Origin of the sequence: Streptomyces sp. NPDC050508 (assembly GCF_040655155.1) — a bacterium.
In the GTDB taxonomy this organism is placed as follows: domain Bacteria; phylum Actinomycetota; class Actinomycetes; order Streptomycetales; family Streptomycetaceae; genus Streptomyces.
Genome location: NZ_JBFAJJ010000001.1, coordinates 168,896 through 184,880, shown reverse-complemented (window position 1 = coordinate 184,880; position 15,985 = coordinate 168,896). Strand labels below are relative to the sequence as shown.

The window sequence follows — 15,985 nt, the reverse complement described above, 5'->3', positions numbered from 1 at the left end:
GTGCGTCAATTCGCCGCGTTCATCAGGTCGAGCGCGCTCTGTTGCCGGGCCGCGTCGGTGGAGTCCAGCGGTCCGGCCCAGTGCAGCCCGTACGCGTCGAGGGAGTTGCGGTCGCTCGCGTACGCACTGTCCGCCTGGCGTTTGATGTACGCCGTGTAAGGGCGGTCGGACAGGCGGGAGTTGAAGGCGCTCAGCCCCCGCACGTACGCGCCCTTGAAGGACGGGCCGTCGGCACCGCAGCCGCTCGTCTCGCACGGCTCCCGAAGGATTCCACCGGAGTTGAGGGCCGTCGACGTGGTCGAGGCGTCACCGATCTGACGACCTGTGGTGAGGAGAGTGGAATCCCCGGTCGCCCGGTACAGCTCAGACAGCCCGCCGAGCAGCACGCCCTGGTTGTACGACCACGTGGTGTCGCCGTTGTTGCCGCAGGTCGCCAGGTTGATGCCGTCGTTGACCAGATGGGAGCCGTTGATCATGCCGGTGCCCTTGAACCACGACCACTCGGCGTTGGCCCGGCCGAGATACGTCGTGTCGCCCGCGATGCGGTTGTGCAGGGCGGCGTTCAGCTCCAGGTAGAGGGAGTTGGCGATGGCGTTCTTGTAGGTCTTGGCGGTGCTCCACCACACGCCACCACCGCAGGTGGAGTCCCAGTAGCGAGCCATGTAATCGGCGTCCGCGCGGGCGGTGTTGAGGTAGCGGGAGTCGCCGGTGAGGTCGTACGCGTCGACCCAGGCCAGCCCCCACCACCCGGTGTCGTCGATGTAGTCGTTGGTGAAGTTGCCGCCCTGCGCGGAGAGGTTGCGGTCGTAGGTGGTGGAGACGGCGTACTTGTAGCTGCCCATTCCGGTGACGCGGACGTTGTCGATGAGGGCGGTCAGGGCGTTGGCCGAGTTCCACCAGCCGGTGGTGTCGAACAGGCCGGTGGAGTTGTTGTACGACTGCATCAGCGCGGTGGCCGCGGCGGTCGCCCGGCTGCCCGCGTTCCAGGTCGTCCGGGCCCACGCCGTACAGGCGATCTCGGTACGGTCGCCGGCCTTGCCACAGGCGCGCAGGGCGCCGACACCGAGGTTGCCCCAGTCGTCGACGTTGTACATCAGGGTGCGCCAACCGCCTTGCCCCGAGGGGATGGTGGTGTCACCGAGCTTGCTGCCGGAGGCCCAGGTGCGGCCTCCGTCGAAGGAGCGGTCGAGCCAGACCTCGTCGCCGGGGCTGCCGTTGGTGATCGAAGCCCAGCCCATCGCGTCGGTGTCGTCGAAGTGCAGGGCGATGCTGCGGGAGTAGATGGTGGCGCTCACCGGCTGCCGGTCCCCCGGGGAGAGGGCCGGGTCGCGGGCGTCGCAGTACTTGTTGCAGATCGACGCCTCGGGGGCGGCGCTCGCGACGCCGGTGGAGACCGGCATGAACAGGGCCAGGGCGGCGATCAGACCGGTCCCGACTCTCCTGATGTGTCTTGCTGTTGAGTTCATGCCGGCTCCAAGGGTGTGGGGGGATTGCGGGTGGTCAGCCCAGGCGCCACTGCTGGTTGGCGCCGCCGTTGCAGGTCCAGAGTTCCAGCGCGGTGCCGTTGACGTTCCCGGCGGCCTGGTCACCGCCGGTGACGTCGAGGCAGAGGCCCGACGAGGTGCCCGTGATCGTGCCGTTGGGGTTGACGCTCCACTTCTGGTTGGCGCCGCCGTTGCAGCCGTAGAGCTGCACCTTGGTGCCGTTGCTGGTCTGGTTGTTGTAGGCGTCCAGGCACTGGGTGCCGCCGTAGAGCCGGAGTTCACCGGCCGCGGTGATGGTCACGGCCTGGTTGGCGCCGCCGCCGCAATCCCAGATCTCGATCTTGGTGCCGGGGGTGGTCTCGCCGTTGTAGGCATCCAGGCAGCGGTTGGAGGAGGCGCCGATCAGCGGGTGAGTGGTGCCGACGCTGGTGCCGCTGCCGACGGAGACCCGGTACATGACCGAACCGTGGCCGGGGACGCTCGCCGAGATGCCGCCGCTGGTGCTGCTGACGACGTGCGACCAGAGGTTGTTGAGCTTGTACGAGGACGCCGAGGGGAGGCCGGCCGCCGTCGCGGAGGTGGTGATGGTGGCGGCGGAGGAGTTCTCGTTGAAGAGGACCACCGAGACGTCGCCGTTGGCGAGGGGCTTGGAAAGGACGTGCAGGCCACCGGAGTTGGAGATCTCGGTGCCCTGCTTGCCCAGGGAGTCCTGGTCCACGGCGATGACGTCCTTGTTGCCGTAGAGCGAGAGGGTCGCGGCGGAGGCCTTGCGCAGGTCGGTGCCGGCGATCAGGGGCGCGGCCATCTCCGACCAGAGGCTGAAGTGGGAGCGGTCCTCGGTGAACGACATGCCGTTGCCGACTTCGAGCATGTCGGGGTCGTTCCAGGCGCCCGGCTTGGCGTACGCGGCGAGCTTGACGTTGGCCTTGTAGATGGACACCACGGTGGAGAAGTTGACGTTGATGTCGTCGGTGGTGCGCCAGCTGTTGCCGACGCCCGCACCCCAGGTCCACACGTCGGCGAGGCCCCAGTTGCAGAGGCTGTAGACGATCGGGCGGCCGGTGTTGGCGAGAGCGTCGCGCATCGCCGTGTAGCGCTGCTGGTCGGGCACGTTCTGGTGGTTGCAGTTGTCGTACTTGAGGTAGTCGACGCCCCAGGCGGCAAAGCTGTTGGCGTCCGTCTGCTCATGGCCGAGGCTGCCGGGGTAGCCGGCGCAGGTGGCGGTGCCGGCGCTCTCGTAGATGCCGAGCTTGAGGCCCTTGCTGTGCACGTAGGCGGCGGTACCGCTGATGCCGTTCGGGAACTTGACCGGGTCCGGGACGAGTTGGCCTGCCGAGTTTCGGGCCGAGGTCATCCAGCAGTCGTCGATGTTGACGTACTGGTACCCGGCGTCCTTCAGCCCGGAGGAGACGAGGTAGTCGGCGGTCTGCTCGACGAGCTGTTCCGTCACGTTGCAACCGAAGGCGTTCCAGTCGTTCCAGCCCATCGGGGGCGTCCTGGCGAGGCCGTTGTCCAAGGCCTGCGCGGGCGGCGCCGCCCGCAGCACCAGCAGGGCCGGGGCGAGGACCAGCAGCAGCACCATGGTGAAGGCGGCGCTCAGGTGTCTCTTGAGGGGGGACGGAACGGTCATGTCGAGGTCTCCTGCTTCGCCGTGGGGGGCCGCACGAACTCACCTTTGGAAACGTAACCATCGTGAAGGTTCCATCAGCGAAGCTTCATCGTCAATGGTCCGGACCAAAATGTCCCGGGGGTGAACTACCCGTGTCGTCAGATGCGTTGACGGCCTCATGAGTCGATGGCAACGTTTCCATCACCCGCACCCTTGGAGGCCTCCATGTCCCTGCGTCCCTCCCGGCGAGTGATGATCGGCTCCGGTCTGGCCGCGCTGACGGCCACGGCAGCCACGCCCGCTCTCGCAGCCGAACGCCCGAGCCCCGCACGGGCGTTGTCCCGCGCCACAGCCGCGTACTCAGCACTGAGAAGACACTTCGACGCGGCCGACGGCTCCGGGCTGGTCCGCGAGCAGATCCCGGCGGCGGCCGGCGACAACCCGTACTCGTACGAATGGCCCTTCTCGCAGGTGCACATCGCCGCGCTCGATCTCACCGTCGTGGACCCGGAGTTCGAGCCGGAACTCGCGAGACGGGCAGCGGCGCAGGAGCACTTCTGGAACGCGGGCGGCGGGACGACCAGGCTGCCCGGTTACGCCTCCTACCCGGTCGCGCCGTACGGCTCCGGCGGTGACATGTTCTACGACGACAACGAATGGGTCGGGCTGGCGAAGGTCCAGCGGTATCTGCAGACCGGCGACACCGCCGCGCTGTCCCGCGCGAAGGAGATCTTCGCCCTGGTCAGGTCCGGCTGGGACACCGACAGCAGCCATGCCGCCCCGGGCGGGGTCTTCTGGACGCAGGCCGACTGGAGCCACGACCGCAACACCGTCTCGAACATGCCGGGTGCCCAACTCGCCCTGCGCCTGCACCAGATCACCGGCGAGGCCGACTACCTGGACTGGGCGAAGCGCTTCTACGACTGGACGAACACGCATCTGCAGAGCCCGACTGGCCTGTACTGGGACCACCTTGACCTGCAAGGCACCGTCGAGAAGACCTTCTGGTCCTACAACCAGGGCGTGCCGGTCGGCGTCGCCGTGCTGCTGTACGAGATCACCCGGGACCGCGCCTATCTGCGCCAGGCGGAGCGGGTCGCCGCCGCCGCGCACGCCTACTACGTCACGCAGGGACGGCTGTTCACGCAGCCCATCTTCTTCAACTCGATCTACTTCAAGAACCTGCTGCTCCTGGAGTCGGTGACCGGGAAGGACACCTACCACCGGGCGATGGCCGACTACGCCGATCAAGTGTGGGACACGATGCGGGATCCCGCCACCGGCCTTGTGCACTTCGACACGGCGGGCGGGACGCAAGCGATCCAGCAGGCGGCCCTCGCACAGCTCTACGCCGTGCTCGCCTGGCCGCGCGCCAAGTGGCGGACGCTGTACTGACGTTACGGGCGTCCGATCTCCCCGGTGCCGCGTGCGATCAGCTGCACCGGGAGGACGGTCCGATGGGACGGGCTGTCGTCGCCGTCGATGCGGTCCAGCAGGATGTGGGCCGCACGGCGCCCGAGTTCCTCGGTGTCGGAGGTGACCACGGTGACCGGGGTGGGGAGCATGTCGGCGAGCTTGAAATCGTCGAACCCCACGACGGCGATGGAGACTTGAAGATCGCGGCAGGCCCGTAGGACACCCTCGGTGAGGAAGCCCGTGGTGGAGAAGACCGCGGTGGGCGGGTTCGCGGAGGTGAGCAGGGTACGGGTGGCCGCCTCGGCTTCCTCGGTGGTGCCGCGGCGCAGGGTGACGACCAGGTTGTTGTCGGGCTCGATGCCGCTGCGGCGCAGGGCCTTGCGGTAGCCGCGCAGCCGTCGGCCGGTGCTGTAGTACGAGGGCGCGACGAGGATCGCGATACGACGGTGGCCCTGGTCGACGAGGTGCTGGGTGGCCTTGTGGCCGCCGTCCTCGTTGTCGACCAGGACGACATCGGCCTCGGCGCCGGTGGCCGGGCGGTCGACGAAGACGATGGGCACGTGGTCGTGGCCGTTGATCTCGTTGAGGAAGGCGTGGTCGCCCTGGTCGGGGACGATGATGAGCCCGGCGACCCGGCGGCCGATCAGCTCGCCGACGGCCCGGCGTTCGACCTCGGGGTCCTCGTCGGCGGTGCTCAACAGGACTGCGTAGCCTGCCTCGTTGGCGACCTCGACGGCGGCCTTGGCGAGGGAGGCGTAGAACGGGTTGGTGAGGTCGCCGAGCAGCAGCCCGATGGTCATGGAGTTCTGGCCGGGGCGCAGGGAGCGCGCGATCTCGTTGCGCTGGTAGCCGATCGCGGTGATCGCCGCGTTCACGCGCTCGGCCGTCTCCTCGCGGACCGTGCCGATGCCGTTGACGACGCGGGAGACGGTGACGACGGCGACTCCGGCCCGCTCCGCGACATCGCGCATCGTGGGCCGGGTGCTCTGACGGTGCGGGGGACGACTGCTCACGTGAGTTGAAGACCAACCTTCCATCGCGTACCGGGGCCGGGACCGCCCTCAGGATACGTATCGGGTCCCGGCCCGCCGCTCGGCCCGGGTCGCTAACCGTTGCTCTTGATCACATCGTTGATCTTGCCGGTCATCGTCTGGAGGTCGGAGAGCGGCTTCTTGCCGTTGAGGATGTCCGGCCAGTAGGCGGTGATCAAGTCATTTGACTGGCTGGCCCACTGGGTGGTGAAGCGCACGCCGATGGTGGTCGGCGTGTTCAGTCCCGCCTTGACGGTGGCCGCGACGGTCGTCTGGCCGGCCTTGTCCAGGGCACCGAAGTAGGCGTTCTGGGAGCCGAGATAGGCCGGGGCCGCGACCGGGGAGTCGGGCAGCACCTTGCTCCACACGGTGGAGTCGAGGTACTTCAGGACCTTGAAGGTGGCGTCCGCGTTCTGGGTGTACGACGGGGTGCAGATGCCCACGGCGTCGTACAGGGTGGCGGGCTTGTTCACCTGGGGCAGGGGCGCGAAACCGTACTTGATCTTCGGTTTGTCGGTGAGGAAGCCGGCGGCCAGCCACTGGCCGCTCCACAGCATCGGGATCTGCCCGGCGGCGAACAGGCCCTGCTGGTTGCTGATGTCGTAGCCGGGAGGCGCGATGGCTCCGCTCTTGATACCGGCCACGACCTTGCGGACGCCTTCGGTGTACGTCGCGTCGATGGTCGTCTTCTTGGGCTGGTGCACGTTGTCGGCAAAGGGCGCGCCACCCGCGGACAGCGCGTACGTGCTGAGGGAGAAGGGGCCGTCCGTGGAGGTCAGGGCGTCCGCGACCAGGCCGTACTTGGCGCCCTTGGCGTGCAGCTTGGCGGCGGCGTCGAACATCTGGTCCCAGGTCCAGCCGGCGGCGGGCACGGTGATGCCCGCGGCCTTGAAGGCGTCGATGTCGTACCAGATGCCGTAGGTGTTCAGCAGCGAGGGAACGCCGCCTATCTTGCCGTCGGCGGTCTTCCAGTTCTTCATCGTGGAGGAGACGAAGCTGCTCGCGCCGAAGTCGCTGGAGCCGGAGAGCCGGGAGGCCCAGTCGGTGAGGAGCCCCTGGCTGGTGTACTGCTGCTCGGTGTCGTTGCCGCACCAGAACAGGTCGGGCAGCTTCTTGGCCTGTGTCAGGGCGGCGAGCTTGTCGCCGTAGTTGCCGTTGGGGGTGTCGACGCGCTTGACCGTGATGTTCGGGTCGTGGAAGCCCGTCAGGGCCTGGTCGATGGCCTTGTTGGTGACGGCGGTCTCCCAGGTCATGATGGTGACCGTGGCCTTGCCGTCCGACTGTTTCCCGGACGAGCCGCCGCACGCCGCCGTCGCGAGCAGTCCCCCCGCCGACAGCAACACTCCGGCGCAACGGATCCATCGTTTCATCGTGGCCTCCTGATACCTGGCTGGCATACGGCTCGTAGGTGGGTCGGGACGGGATGCGGATCAGCGCTGGTTGACGGTGCCCAGGGCGCTCAGGCCCTGGATGAAGTAGCGCTGCGCGACGAAGAACACGGCCAGTGGGGGGAGCATGTAGAGCAGGTTGGTGGCCATGTAGAGGTTCCAGTCCGGGGTCTGGCCGGCGAACTGGTTGACGAAGGAGGCCATGCCCACGCTCAGCGGCCACTTCTGGGACGAGTACAGGTAGATGAGCGGGTTGAGGTAGTCGTTCCAGGACATCTGGAAGGCCAGGATCGACATCGTTATCCAGGCAGGCTTCGTGATCGGCAGCATCACGCTGAAGAAGATCCGGACGTGTCCCGCGCCGTCGACCTTGGCCGCCTCGTCGATGGAGTGCGGGATCGACAGGAAGTACTGCCGGGCCAGGAAGATGAAGAGCGGATTGCCGCCGAGGAAGGCCGGGACGATCAGCGGCAGCCAGGTGTCGTACCAGCCGATGTCCTTGAACAGCTGGAACAGCGGGATGATGCCGACCACCGGGGGCAGCAGCATGCTGCCGACGAAGACGTAGAACCACACCTTCCGGCCGGGGAAGCGCAGCCGGGCCAGGGCGTAGCCCGCCATCATCGAGGTCATCACCCCGCCGATCACCGAAAGACCGGTGATGACAAGGGAGTTGAGCAGCAAGCGCGGGAAGTGGATGACCTTCGGTCCGTCGATGAAGTTCTTGAAGTGGAACTCGTGGGGCAGCAGTTTCGGCGGGACCTCGAAGACCGCGGAGGGGCCCTTCAGCGCGACGGTGAGCATCCAGAGGATGGGCAGGATCATCACCGAGCTGATCAGCAGCGCGGTCGCGTACCAGGATGCTTTGCGTACGGCTCTGAGGGGCGGCTTCGTCGGTGGGGTGGCCGGTGTCGGCGCGGTCGTCGGCGCCCTGGTGACGTCAGGAGACGTGGTCACTGTAGGTCCAAATCGACGAGAAGCGGGCGGTGGCGGCGATCACGACGACGATGACGAGGAAGAGCACCCACACCTGGGCGGAGGCGTAGCCGAACTGGGAGACCTGCCCGAGCTTGGGGAAGCCGTTGTCGTAGATCGACAGCATCAGGGTCCTGGTGCTGAACCCGGGACCGCCCTGGTTGTCCGGCGAGAGGATCTTCGGCTGGTTGAACGCCTGCAGGGCGGTCACCATCTGGAGGACCACCTGCAGGATCATGATCGGGCTGATCAGCGGGAGGGTGATCCGGAAGAACACGGTGCGGGGTCCTGCGCCGTCGAGCCTGGCCGCCTCGTACAGCTCGGTGGGGACCGCCTGGAGTGCGGCGAGGAAAATGATCATCGTGGAGCCGACGCTCCACAGCATGACGATCACGATCGAGGGCATCGCCGAGTTGTCGCCGGACAGCCACTCACTGGTGGGCAGATGGAGCCAGTTCAACACCTGGTTGGCCAGGCCGACTTGGGGGTTGAACACGAACTTCCAGAGCGTGATCGTGGCGACCACGGGCAGCACGACGGGCAGGTAGCACAGGGTGCGCAGCAGGCCGACGCCCCGCATCCGCTGGTTGCAGAACACCGCCAGGGCCAGCCCGATGGCCAGCGACAGCGGCACGTACAGGACGACGAGCAGCAGCGTGGCGCGTACCGAGGGCCAGAAGGACGGGTCGGTGGTGAACATCCGGCGGAAGTTGTCGAGGCCGACAAACTTCGGGTCGGTCAGGCCGTTGTATGTGGTCAGCGCGAAGTACGCGGACCGGAACAGCGGGTAGACGACGAACGCCGTGAAGCCGATGAGCGCCGGTGCCAGGAACACGTACGCGGCCAGCGTGTCCGAGGACCGCTTCGGCGGTCGCCGCCACGGCCGTCCGAAGCGCCCCGGACTCCCCCGGCCGGGCGGCCTGTCCACGGGCGGTACGGCGGTTCGCGTCTCTTGGTGCGGAGCGGCTGTCACACGCGCTCACCTTCTTCCTCCGAGGAGTTGACGATCACTCGGATCGTGCGGACCTGACCGTCTGGTGGTCGTCGACCCGCTCAAGGTAACGTTTCCATTCCCTGGCGATCACACGGTGGCCCACGCCACATGAGCGAGTCAAGAGGCGCGATGGTAACGTTTCCCGGATCAACATCCGGAACAGTGTGGGCAGTTCCGGAGTCGCTGAGCACGCTCGGCCGACGGCTGGCCACCGAGCTGCGGGGCGGTCCGGCGGCGGACATCGTCGAGCGGTGCCTGACCAACACCTGGACCACGTCTATGAGTTGGGGCACCTCGCCGTCGTACGGCTCGGAGGTGTTCGTCAAGACCGGCGACATCCCGGCGATGTGGCTGCGGGACAGCACGGCCCAGGTCCGCCCCTACCTCGCGGTGGCCACGGACCCGGAGGTCGGCGATGTCCTGGCCGCCGTCTCGCGCCGCCAGATCCGCTGCGTGCTGCTCGACCCGTACGCCAACGCCTTCAACGACGGTCCCACCGGCGCGCACGGCGAGCCCGCCGATCAGCCGACGCCGGGCGACTGGGTGTGGGAGCGCAAGTACGAACTCGACTCCCTCTGCGCGCCGTTGCAGCTGGCGTACGCCATCCGGCGGGCGACCGGCCGCGAGGACCATCTCGACGAGGCGTTCCACCGCGCGGCCTGGACGATCGTACGGCTGTGGCGGGCGGAGCAGTCCCACGCGCACTCGCCCTACCGGTTCATCCGGCCGACCGGCCCCTTCGCCGGAGACAGCCTGCCCCTCAACGGCCATGGCTCGGCGGCCGGTTGGACCGGGATGACATGGTCGGGTTTCCGGCCGAGCGACGACGCGTGCGCCCACGGCTACCTGATCCCGGCGAACGCGCTGGCGTCGGCGAGCCTGCACGGCCTGGCCGAGCTCGCAGCCGCCGTCCTCGACGACACCGAACTCGCCCATGAGTGCTGGCGGTTGGCCGACGAGATCGACGCCGGGATCCTGGCGCACGCGGTGGTCGAGGTCGACGGCACCGCCGTCCTCGCCTACGAGGTCGACGGCCTCGGCGCGTCGCTGCTCTGCGACGACGCCAACCTCCCGAGTCTGCTGAGCCTCCCCCTGAGCGGCTGGTGCACACCCGACGACCCGCTGTACCGGGCCACCCGACGCTTCGCGCTCTCCGAGGCGAACCCTTCCTATTTCAGCGGGAGTTACGCGTCCGGCATCGGCAGTCCGCATACCCCGGACCGGCACATCTGGCCGCTGGCGATCGCCACGGCCGGTCTGACCGGCGACACGGACGAGGCGGCGCGGGCCCTGGAGACCCTCGCGTCCACCACCGCCGGTACCGGCCTGATGCACGAGAGCTTCCATGTCGACGCGCCGGGCCGGTTCACGCGGGACTGGTTCGGCTGGGCCAACGCGATGTTCTGCGAACTTGCCCTGGAACTGTGCGGGGACGGGGTGCGACAGCTTTTTCCGGTACATCCACGGGCGTTGCCCGGCGGGTCGGGGGCGGGGAGCGGGCCAGCGTGACCTTGCGTCGTCGGCCACGGGGGCTGCTGGCCGGGCATCGGCTGCGCCGTATGAAACTGCACGCGTTGGGCGGCGAACTCCCCTTGCCACGCGGCCCGTTCCGGACAGGACTGCGCGCCGGGAGCCGAGTCCGACCGCGGGCGTCGGCCCACCCGCGCCTGGCCGAACGACCACACGCAGCACCGCAAACTCCCGTTGCCACACCCACCCCTACCGGCCCCGGCTGCGCCCGACCGCCGAGACCCGCCGCCGGCATCGGCGCCATCGCGCCCACGCGAACGACACTTGCGGCTCAGCAAAATCCCGTTGCCACCCGACCCATTCCCGACCCGACCACGCACCGGCCGCCAAGTCCGACCACCGGCATCAGCCCAGCCGCGCCTGGCCGAACGACCACAGGCAGCACCGCAAACTCCCGTTGCCACGCGGCCCGTTCGCGATAGGCCCCCCGCGCCGCCCGACCCGTCGTAGTCCCACCCCCGAGGAGCCCGCCGTGACGTGTCTGCCTGACTCCGTCCACGTGATGATCGATGGCACCCGGCCGCATGCGGCGGTCGGGGGCGCCGGAGGTGTCTGGACGGTGCGCGGGGCCCAGGTCACTGTCGAGCGCACGGTCGATGGGCTACGGGTGCGTGCCCGCGCGGGTGCCGAGGGCTTGTCGCGGATCGTGTTGCGCTGGCGGCTCGACGCACCCGAGGACGCGCGGATTCTCGGGGATGCCTGGGAGCGCGGCTACGGCGATCTTCAGTGGCGGACGCTGCAGCCCGACCGTGCGCTGCCCTGGTATGTGCTGATCACCGGTGGGGCGTTCGGGGGCCCGACCACCGGGTGGGGAGTGCGGACCAGGGCCGGTGCCCTGTGTTCCTGGACGGTCGACGAGGGCGGCGTCAGCCTCTGGGCGGACGTCCGCAGCGGTGGCCTGCCCGTGCTGCTCGGCGAGCGCCAGTTGGACGTGGCCACGGTGGTGACCGCCGCGGGCCCGACACCGTTCACCGCGCACGAAGCGCTCTGCACCGCCATGAGTCCGGACCCGCTGCCGTCCATCGGCCCTGTCGTGGGCTGCAACAACTGGTACTACGCCTACCGGGCGCGGCTTCGCGCCGGACGCGGTGCTGCGGGACGCGCGGACGGTCGTGGAGTACGCCGACGGGCATCCCGTGCGGCCGTACTGCGTGATCGACGACGGCTGGACCGAGGGCGGCGGTTCCGCGCCCGGCGGTCCCTGGAACACCGGGCTGCCGGGTGTGTTCGATGATATGGAGGAGGTGGCTGCGCGGATCACGGAGACCGGTGCCCGGCCCGGGCTGTGGTTCCGGCCGCTGCTGTCCAGGACCGAGACCGCAGCCGTGCGGCCCGGCATGCTCAGGGACTCCGGTTTCCCTCTCGATCCCTCGCTGGACGTGGCGCTCGAAACGGTCGCCGAGGATGTGACCCGGTTCCGGCGCTGGGGGTACGAACTCGTCAAGCACGACTTCTCGACGTACGACGTCTTCGGCCACTTCGCCTCCCACTCCCCCGCCGAACTCGCCCTGCCCGGTTGGTCGTTGAGCGACAGGTCCCGTACCAGTGCCGAGATCCTGGTCCGGCTCTACCGCACGATCGCCGAGGCCGCCGGAGACACCGTGGTGATCGGCTGCAACACGGTCGGGCATCTGGCCGCGGGGCTGGTGCGGGTGCAGCGGTCGGGTGACGACACCTCGGGGCGGAGTTGGGAGCGGACCCGGCGGATGGGTGTGAACACGCTCGCCTTCCGACTGGCCCAGCACAACAGGTTCTTCACGCTGGACGCGGACTGCGTGCCCTGCACACCGCAGACCGACTGGAACCTCAACCAGCAGTTCCTCGACCTGGTCGCACGCTCTGGTACCGCCCTGTTCGTGTCGGTGGATCCCGCCGCCCGCACGGACCGTACGGACGCCGACCTCGCGGCGGCCGTCAAGCTCGCGTTGGACGGCGGGACACCCGGTGGTGTCGAGCCGCTCGACTGGCTCTCCACCACCGCACCTCGTCGCTGGCGGTCCGGCTCGGAGACCCTCGTCTACGACTGGGCCGAACCCTGGGGAGCGACGCCCCTGGCTGTCTGACCTCAGGGAGTGATGGTCAGGTTGCCGTAGTCCGACAGGTTGGTGAGGTTGGCCTGGCTCAGGGTGGTCGCGCCGGTCGTGCTGCCGGGCATCACGATGTGGCTCAGGGCGACGCCCGAAATGGGCGCTCCGGGAAGGCCGTTGACACGTGCGGCGGTCGTACCGGCGTTGCGGACCCGGACGTTGGAGATCGTGACGCCGGTAACCGGGCCGATGCCCGCCGTGTTGCCGGTCATCATGGCGAGCCAGGTCCGGTTGCCGTCGTTGCTGAAGCTGAGCCGTTCGATGTCGATGTCGTCGAACTTGAGGTTCGTCGCGCTCGCCGTGCCGTACTTGTGGTGGACGCCGATGCCCACGGCCGCGTCATAGACGACGACGTGCTGGAAGGTGACCTTGTTCTGCGACTCGTAGACGCCCTGGCCGACCTTGACGCCGTAGCAATAGGTCCAGGAGACAAGGTCGTTGAACGTGACGTTGTCCAGCGGGCGGGCGGTGCCGGGGACCGAGTTGTAGATGTCGGCGACGTCGGGCCAGGTCTTGGTGCTGAACGGGTCGTCGAGGCCGATGCCGATCGCGTGGTCGACGGTGACGTTCGTGGACTCCATGACGTCGATGCCGTCGTTCTCGCCCATGTCGAACCTGTTGAACAGCTTGATGTTGCGGAAGGTCATGTCCGAGGACCGCACCGGGATGACCGCCCAACTGCTGGACTCCCGGAAGGTGATGCCGTCGACCGTGAAGCCGCTCGTGTAGATCGGGGCGAGGAGGTTCACGCCGAGGTTGGAGGGCGCGAGCGCGGCCTGGCCGTTGCCGTCGATGATGCCGCGGCCGTAGATCTTGATGTTCGTCGAGGAGTAGCGGGTGGAGATGAACCACGTGAGGTCGCGACCCTGCGAGGTCTTGTGTCCGTTCACCACATAGTGGCTGGCCTCGCCCGTGTAGCGGAGCACCGCGCCGGGTGCGAGGTAGAACGCGAGGTTGCTGCGCAGGTAGAGGTTGCCGAGGGTGTAGACGCCGGCCGGGACGTACACGATGCCCTGGGTGCCGTTCGCGGAGCCGTACGCGGCGGCGTCATTGAGGGCGTCCTGGAAGGCAGTTGTGGTGTAGGCGCCGGTGTTCGGCTGGGCCGAGTAGGGCGCGCTCTGCACGTTGAAGATGCCGGTACCGCTCGTCGCCGGGCGGTTGGTCTCGGCCGGGTCGGCGGCGATGACCAGGTTGGGGCGGCCGTCGAGCTTGACGATCAGGTACTCGTCGTTCTGGACGGTGAAGGTGAGGGTCGGGCCGCTGACGGTCCCCGTGATGCCCAGCTTCTGCGGGCTGATGCTGTACGAGCCGATGTCCGTGTTGTTGGTCTTGGTCACGGAGATGGTGGCGGTGCCGGTCCCCAGGGCGAGTTGGGCGATGTCGTAACCGGTGTACTTGGTGACGGGCACGGACGTGCCGTTGACCGTCAACTTGTAGTCGGTGGACGCCGGGTAGATGGACGGGACCGGGTACGCCGTCACGGCCCCTGCCGCGGCCTGCGCGGTCTGGGGGACTCCGAAGAACGCCGCCACGCCGAGCAGGAGAGCGGTCAGCCCAAGGGCCAGCGGGCGCCGTATGCGGCTCTCGGCTCCTTCGGCCGCGATCGACGGCCATCTCATCGACGTTTTCATTCGGGGTCCTCCTGTAGTCACATCGGTGGGGGCACGTAAGACGGGATGGAAACGTTGCCAGTGACATGACCACACTAATGGTCTGGACCGCGGACGCCTATGTGTTGTGCCGGGCCGCCGTCACTCCCTTGTCACCTCAGGACGAACCTCCGTCGCGCGGGACTCAACTCCCGCACACAGAACGGCGATCCCGCGGCCCGCTCCCGAATCGCTGCCATATTCGAGAACCACTTCGGAGGTGGCTGTGACGCTAGAGGCGACAACATCCCTGACGGCAGTGACACCCACGGCGGACCGCACCGCCACACGCATCGGCGATCTGGAACACCGTCGGGCGCAGGCCGTGGCCACCGCCGCGCCGAGAAGACATGGTGCTCTCGGCGCGCGGGAGCGCATCGAACGGCTGCTGGACGCGGGCTCGTTCGCGGAGACCGGTGGGTTCGTGCGGGCCAGGTCCGTCGGGGACGGTGCCCAACGCCCCTACGGCGACGGGGTCGTGACCGGGTACGGCACGGTCGACGGACGGCCGGTCTGTGTCTTCGCCCAGGACTCCAGGGTCTTCGGCGGCAGCATGGGCGAGGCGTTCGGCGAGAAGACCGTGGCCCTCATGGAGCTCGCCCTGAAGACCGGCTGCCCGGTCGTGGGGCTCAACGACTCCGGCGGCGCCCGCATCCAGGAGGGGGTCAACTCCCTTGCGCTCTACGCCGAGTTGGTGCGCAGGAACGTGAGGGCGTCCGGGGTGATCCCGCAGATCTCCGTCGTCCTGGGCCCGTGTGCGGGCGGTGCCGCGTACTCCCCCGCCATCACCGACTTCACCGTGATGGTGGACGGCACCTCGCACATGTTCGTCACCGGCCCCGACGTCATCGAGGCGGTCACCGGCGAACGCACCACCGCCGAGGAGTTGGGCGGCGCCCGCACCAGCAACTCCGTGAACGGCAACGCCCACTTCCTGGCCGCCGACGAGGAGGAAGCGCTCGACACCGTACGCGACCTGCTGTCGTACCTTCCCGCCAACAACCTGGAGCGGCCACCGGAGTACGCGCCCGGTTCCGTCGCCGACGGCGCCCCGCTCGACGAGGTCGTGCCCGACCGGCTCGGGCAGGCCTACGACATGCGGGACATCCTGCACGCGGTTGTCGACGACGGTGAACTCCTGCACGTACAGGAGCTGTTCGCACCCAACATCATCTGTGCGCTGGCCCGGGTCGAGGGGGCGAGTGTCGGAGTCGTCGCCAATCAGCCGCTGCACTCGGCCGGTGTCCTCGACATCGACGCCTCCGAGAAGGCCGCGCGGTTCGTACGGTTCTGCGACGCGTTCGGCATCCCGCTGCTGACCTTCGCCGACGTCCCGGGCTATCTCTCCGGCGTCCGCCAGGAGCGGGGTGGCATCATCCGGCGCGGCGCCAAACTCCTCTACGCGTACGCCGAGGCGACCGTCCCGAAGGTCACCGTGGTCGTGCGCAAGGCGTACGGCGGCGGGTACGCCGTGATGGGCTCCAAGCACCTCGGCGCCGACCTCAACCTCGCCTGGCCCACCGCCCGGATCGCCGTCATGGGCGCGGAAGGCGCCGTGGGCGTACTGCACCGGCGTGAACTCGCCGCCGCGGCCGACCCGGAGGCGCTGCGCGCCGACCTGGTCGCCGCTTACGAGGCCACGCACGGGACGCCGTACCCGGCCGCCGAACGCGGGTACGTCGACGACGTGATCGTCCCGCGCGACACCCGCGCCCACGTCAGCCGCGCCCTGCGCGCACTGCGCGGCAAACGCTCCCCGATGCCGGAGCGGCGGCACGGCAACATCCCGCTCTGACCGCCCTGTTGACCCTCTCCAGCTCTC

11 protein-coding genes are annotated in these 15,985 nt (G+C 68.5%); 4 read left to right on the top strand and 7 right to left on the bottom strand.

Annotation, left to right across the window (positions count from 1 at the left end):
- Positions 1-5: 5 nt before the first annotated feature.
- Together AB0I69_RS00865 and AB0I69_RS00860 are read right to left on the bottom strand one after the other, a co-directional pair.
- Positions 6-1,466 carry a glycoside hydrolase family 76 protein gene (locus tag AB0I69_RS00865; protein WP_363093304.1) on the bottom strand — a complete coding sequence of 487 codons (1,461 nt, stop codon included), beginning with the start codon at positions 1,464-1,466 and terminating at the stop codon, positions 6-8.
- Positions 1,467-1,500: 34 nt separating this feature from the next.
- Positions 1,501-3,114, bottom strand: coding sequence for an alpha-galactosidase (locus tag AB0I69_RS00860; RefSeq protein ID WP_363093302.1), 1,614 nt, complete (start codon positions 3,112-3,114; stop codon positions 1,501-1,503).
- 204 nt (positions 3,115-3,318) lie between these two features.
- Here AB0I69_RS00860 and AB0I69_RS00855 point away from each other — a divergent pair, with 204 nt between their 5' ends.
- Entirely contained in the window at positions 3,319-4,488 is a 1,170-nt protein-coding gene (locus AB0I69_RS00855; protein ID WP_363093301.1) for a glycoside hydrolase family 76 protein, read from the top strand.
- A 2-nt stretch (positions 4,489-4,490) separates the two neighbouring features.
- Here AB0I69_RS00855 and AB0I69_RS00850 read toward each other — a convergent pair whose 3' ends face one another.
- The 4 genes from AB0I69_RS00850 to AB0I69_RS00835 form a co-directional block, all read right to left on the bottom strand.
- On the bottom strand, positions 4,491-5,522 hold the full coding sequence (locus AB0I69_RS00850; RefSeq protein ID WP_363093300.1) for a LacI family DNA-binding transcriptional regulator: 1,032 nt from the start codon (positions 5,520-5,522) through the stop codon (positions 4,491-4,493).
- Between the two features lie 92 nt (positions 5,523-5,614).
- Positions 5,615-6,910: an extracellular solute-binding protein gene (locus tag AB0I69_RS00845; RefSeq protein ID WP_363093299.1), complete on the bottom strand. Its 1,296-nt coding sequence runs from the start codon at positions 6,908-6,910 to the stop codon at positions 5,615-5,617.
- A 60-nt stretch (positions 6,911-6,970) separates the two neighbouring features.
- A complete protein-coding gene (locus AB0I69_RS00840) occupies positions 6,971-7,885 on the bottom strand; it encodes a carbohydrate ABC transporter permease (RefSeq protein ID WP_363093298.1) in 915 nt (304 codons plus the stop codon).
- Positions 7,869-8,876, bottom strand: a complete 1,008-nt coding sequence (locus AB0I69_RS00835; protein WP_363093297.1) for a sugar ABC transporter permease — start codon at positions 8,874-8,876, stop codon at positions 7,869-7,871. Before AB0I69_RS00835 ends, AB0I69_RS00840 begins: the two co-directional genes overlap by 17 nt.
- A gap of 183 nt (positions 8,877-9,059) precedes the next feature.
- On the opposite strand from AB0I69_RS00835, the gene AB0I69_RS00830 reads away from it, so the two are divergent.
- Together AB0I69_RS00830 and AB0I69_RS00825 are read left to right on the top strand one after the other, a co-directional pair.
- Complete coding sequence (locus tag AB0I69_RS00830) at positions 9,060-10,406, top strand: glycoside hydrolase family 125 protein (protein ID WP_363093296.1); 1,347 nt, start codon at positions 9,060-9,062, stop codon at positions 10,404-10,406.
- A gap of 1,133 nt (positions 10,407-11,539) precedes the next feature.
- Positions 11,540-12,490, top strand: coding sequence for a hypothetical protein (locus AB0I69_RS00825; RefSeq protein WP_363093295.1), 951 nt, complete (start codon positions 11,540-11,542; stop codon positions 12,488-12,490).
- Between the two features lie 2 nt (positions 12,491-12,492).
- On the opposite strand, the gene AB0I69_RS00820 is transcribed toward AB0I69_RS00825, so the two are convergent.
- Positions 12,493-14,133 carry a glycosyl hydrolase family 28 protein gene (locus tag AB0I69_RS00820; RefSeq protein WP_363093294.1) on the bottom strand — a complete coding sequence of 547 codons (1,641 nt, stop codon included), beginning with the start codon at positions 14,131-14,133 and terminating at the stop codon, positions 12,493-12,495.
- A gap of 289 nt (positions 14,134-14,422) precedes the next feature.
- Between AB0I69_RS00820 and AB0I69_RS00815 the strand changes: the two genes are divergently transcribed.
- On the top strand, positions 14,423-15,958 hold the full coding sequence (locus AB0I69_RS00815) for an acyl-CoA carboxylase subunit beta (RefSeq protein WP_363093293.1): 1,536 nt from the start codon (positions 14,423-14,425) through the stop codon (positions 15,956-15,958).
- Positions 15,959-15,985 lie beyond the last annotated feature (27 nt).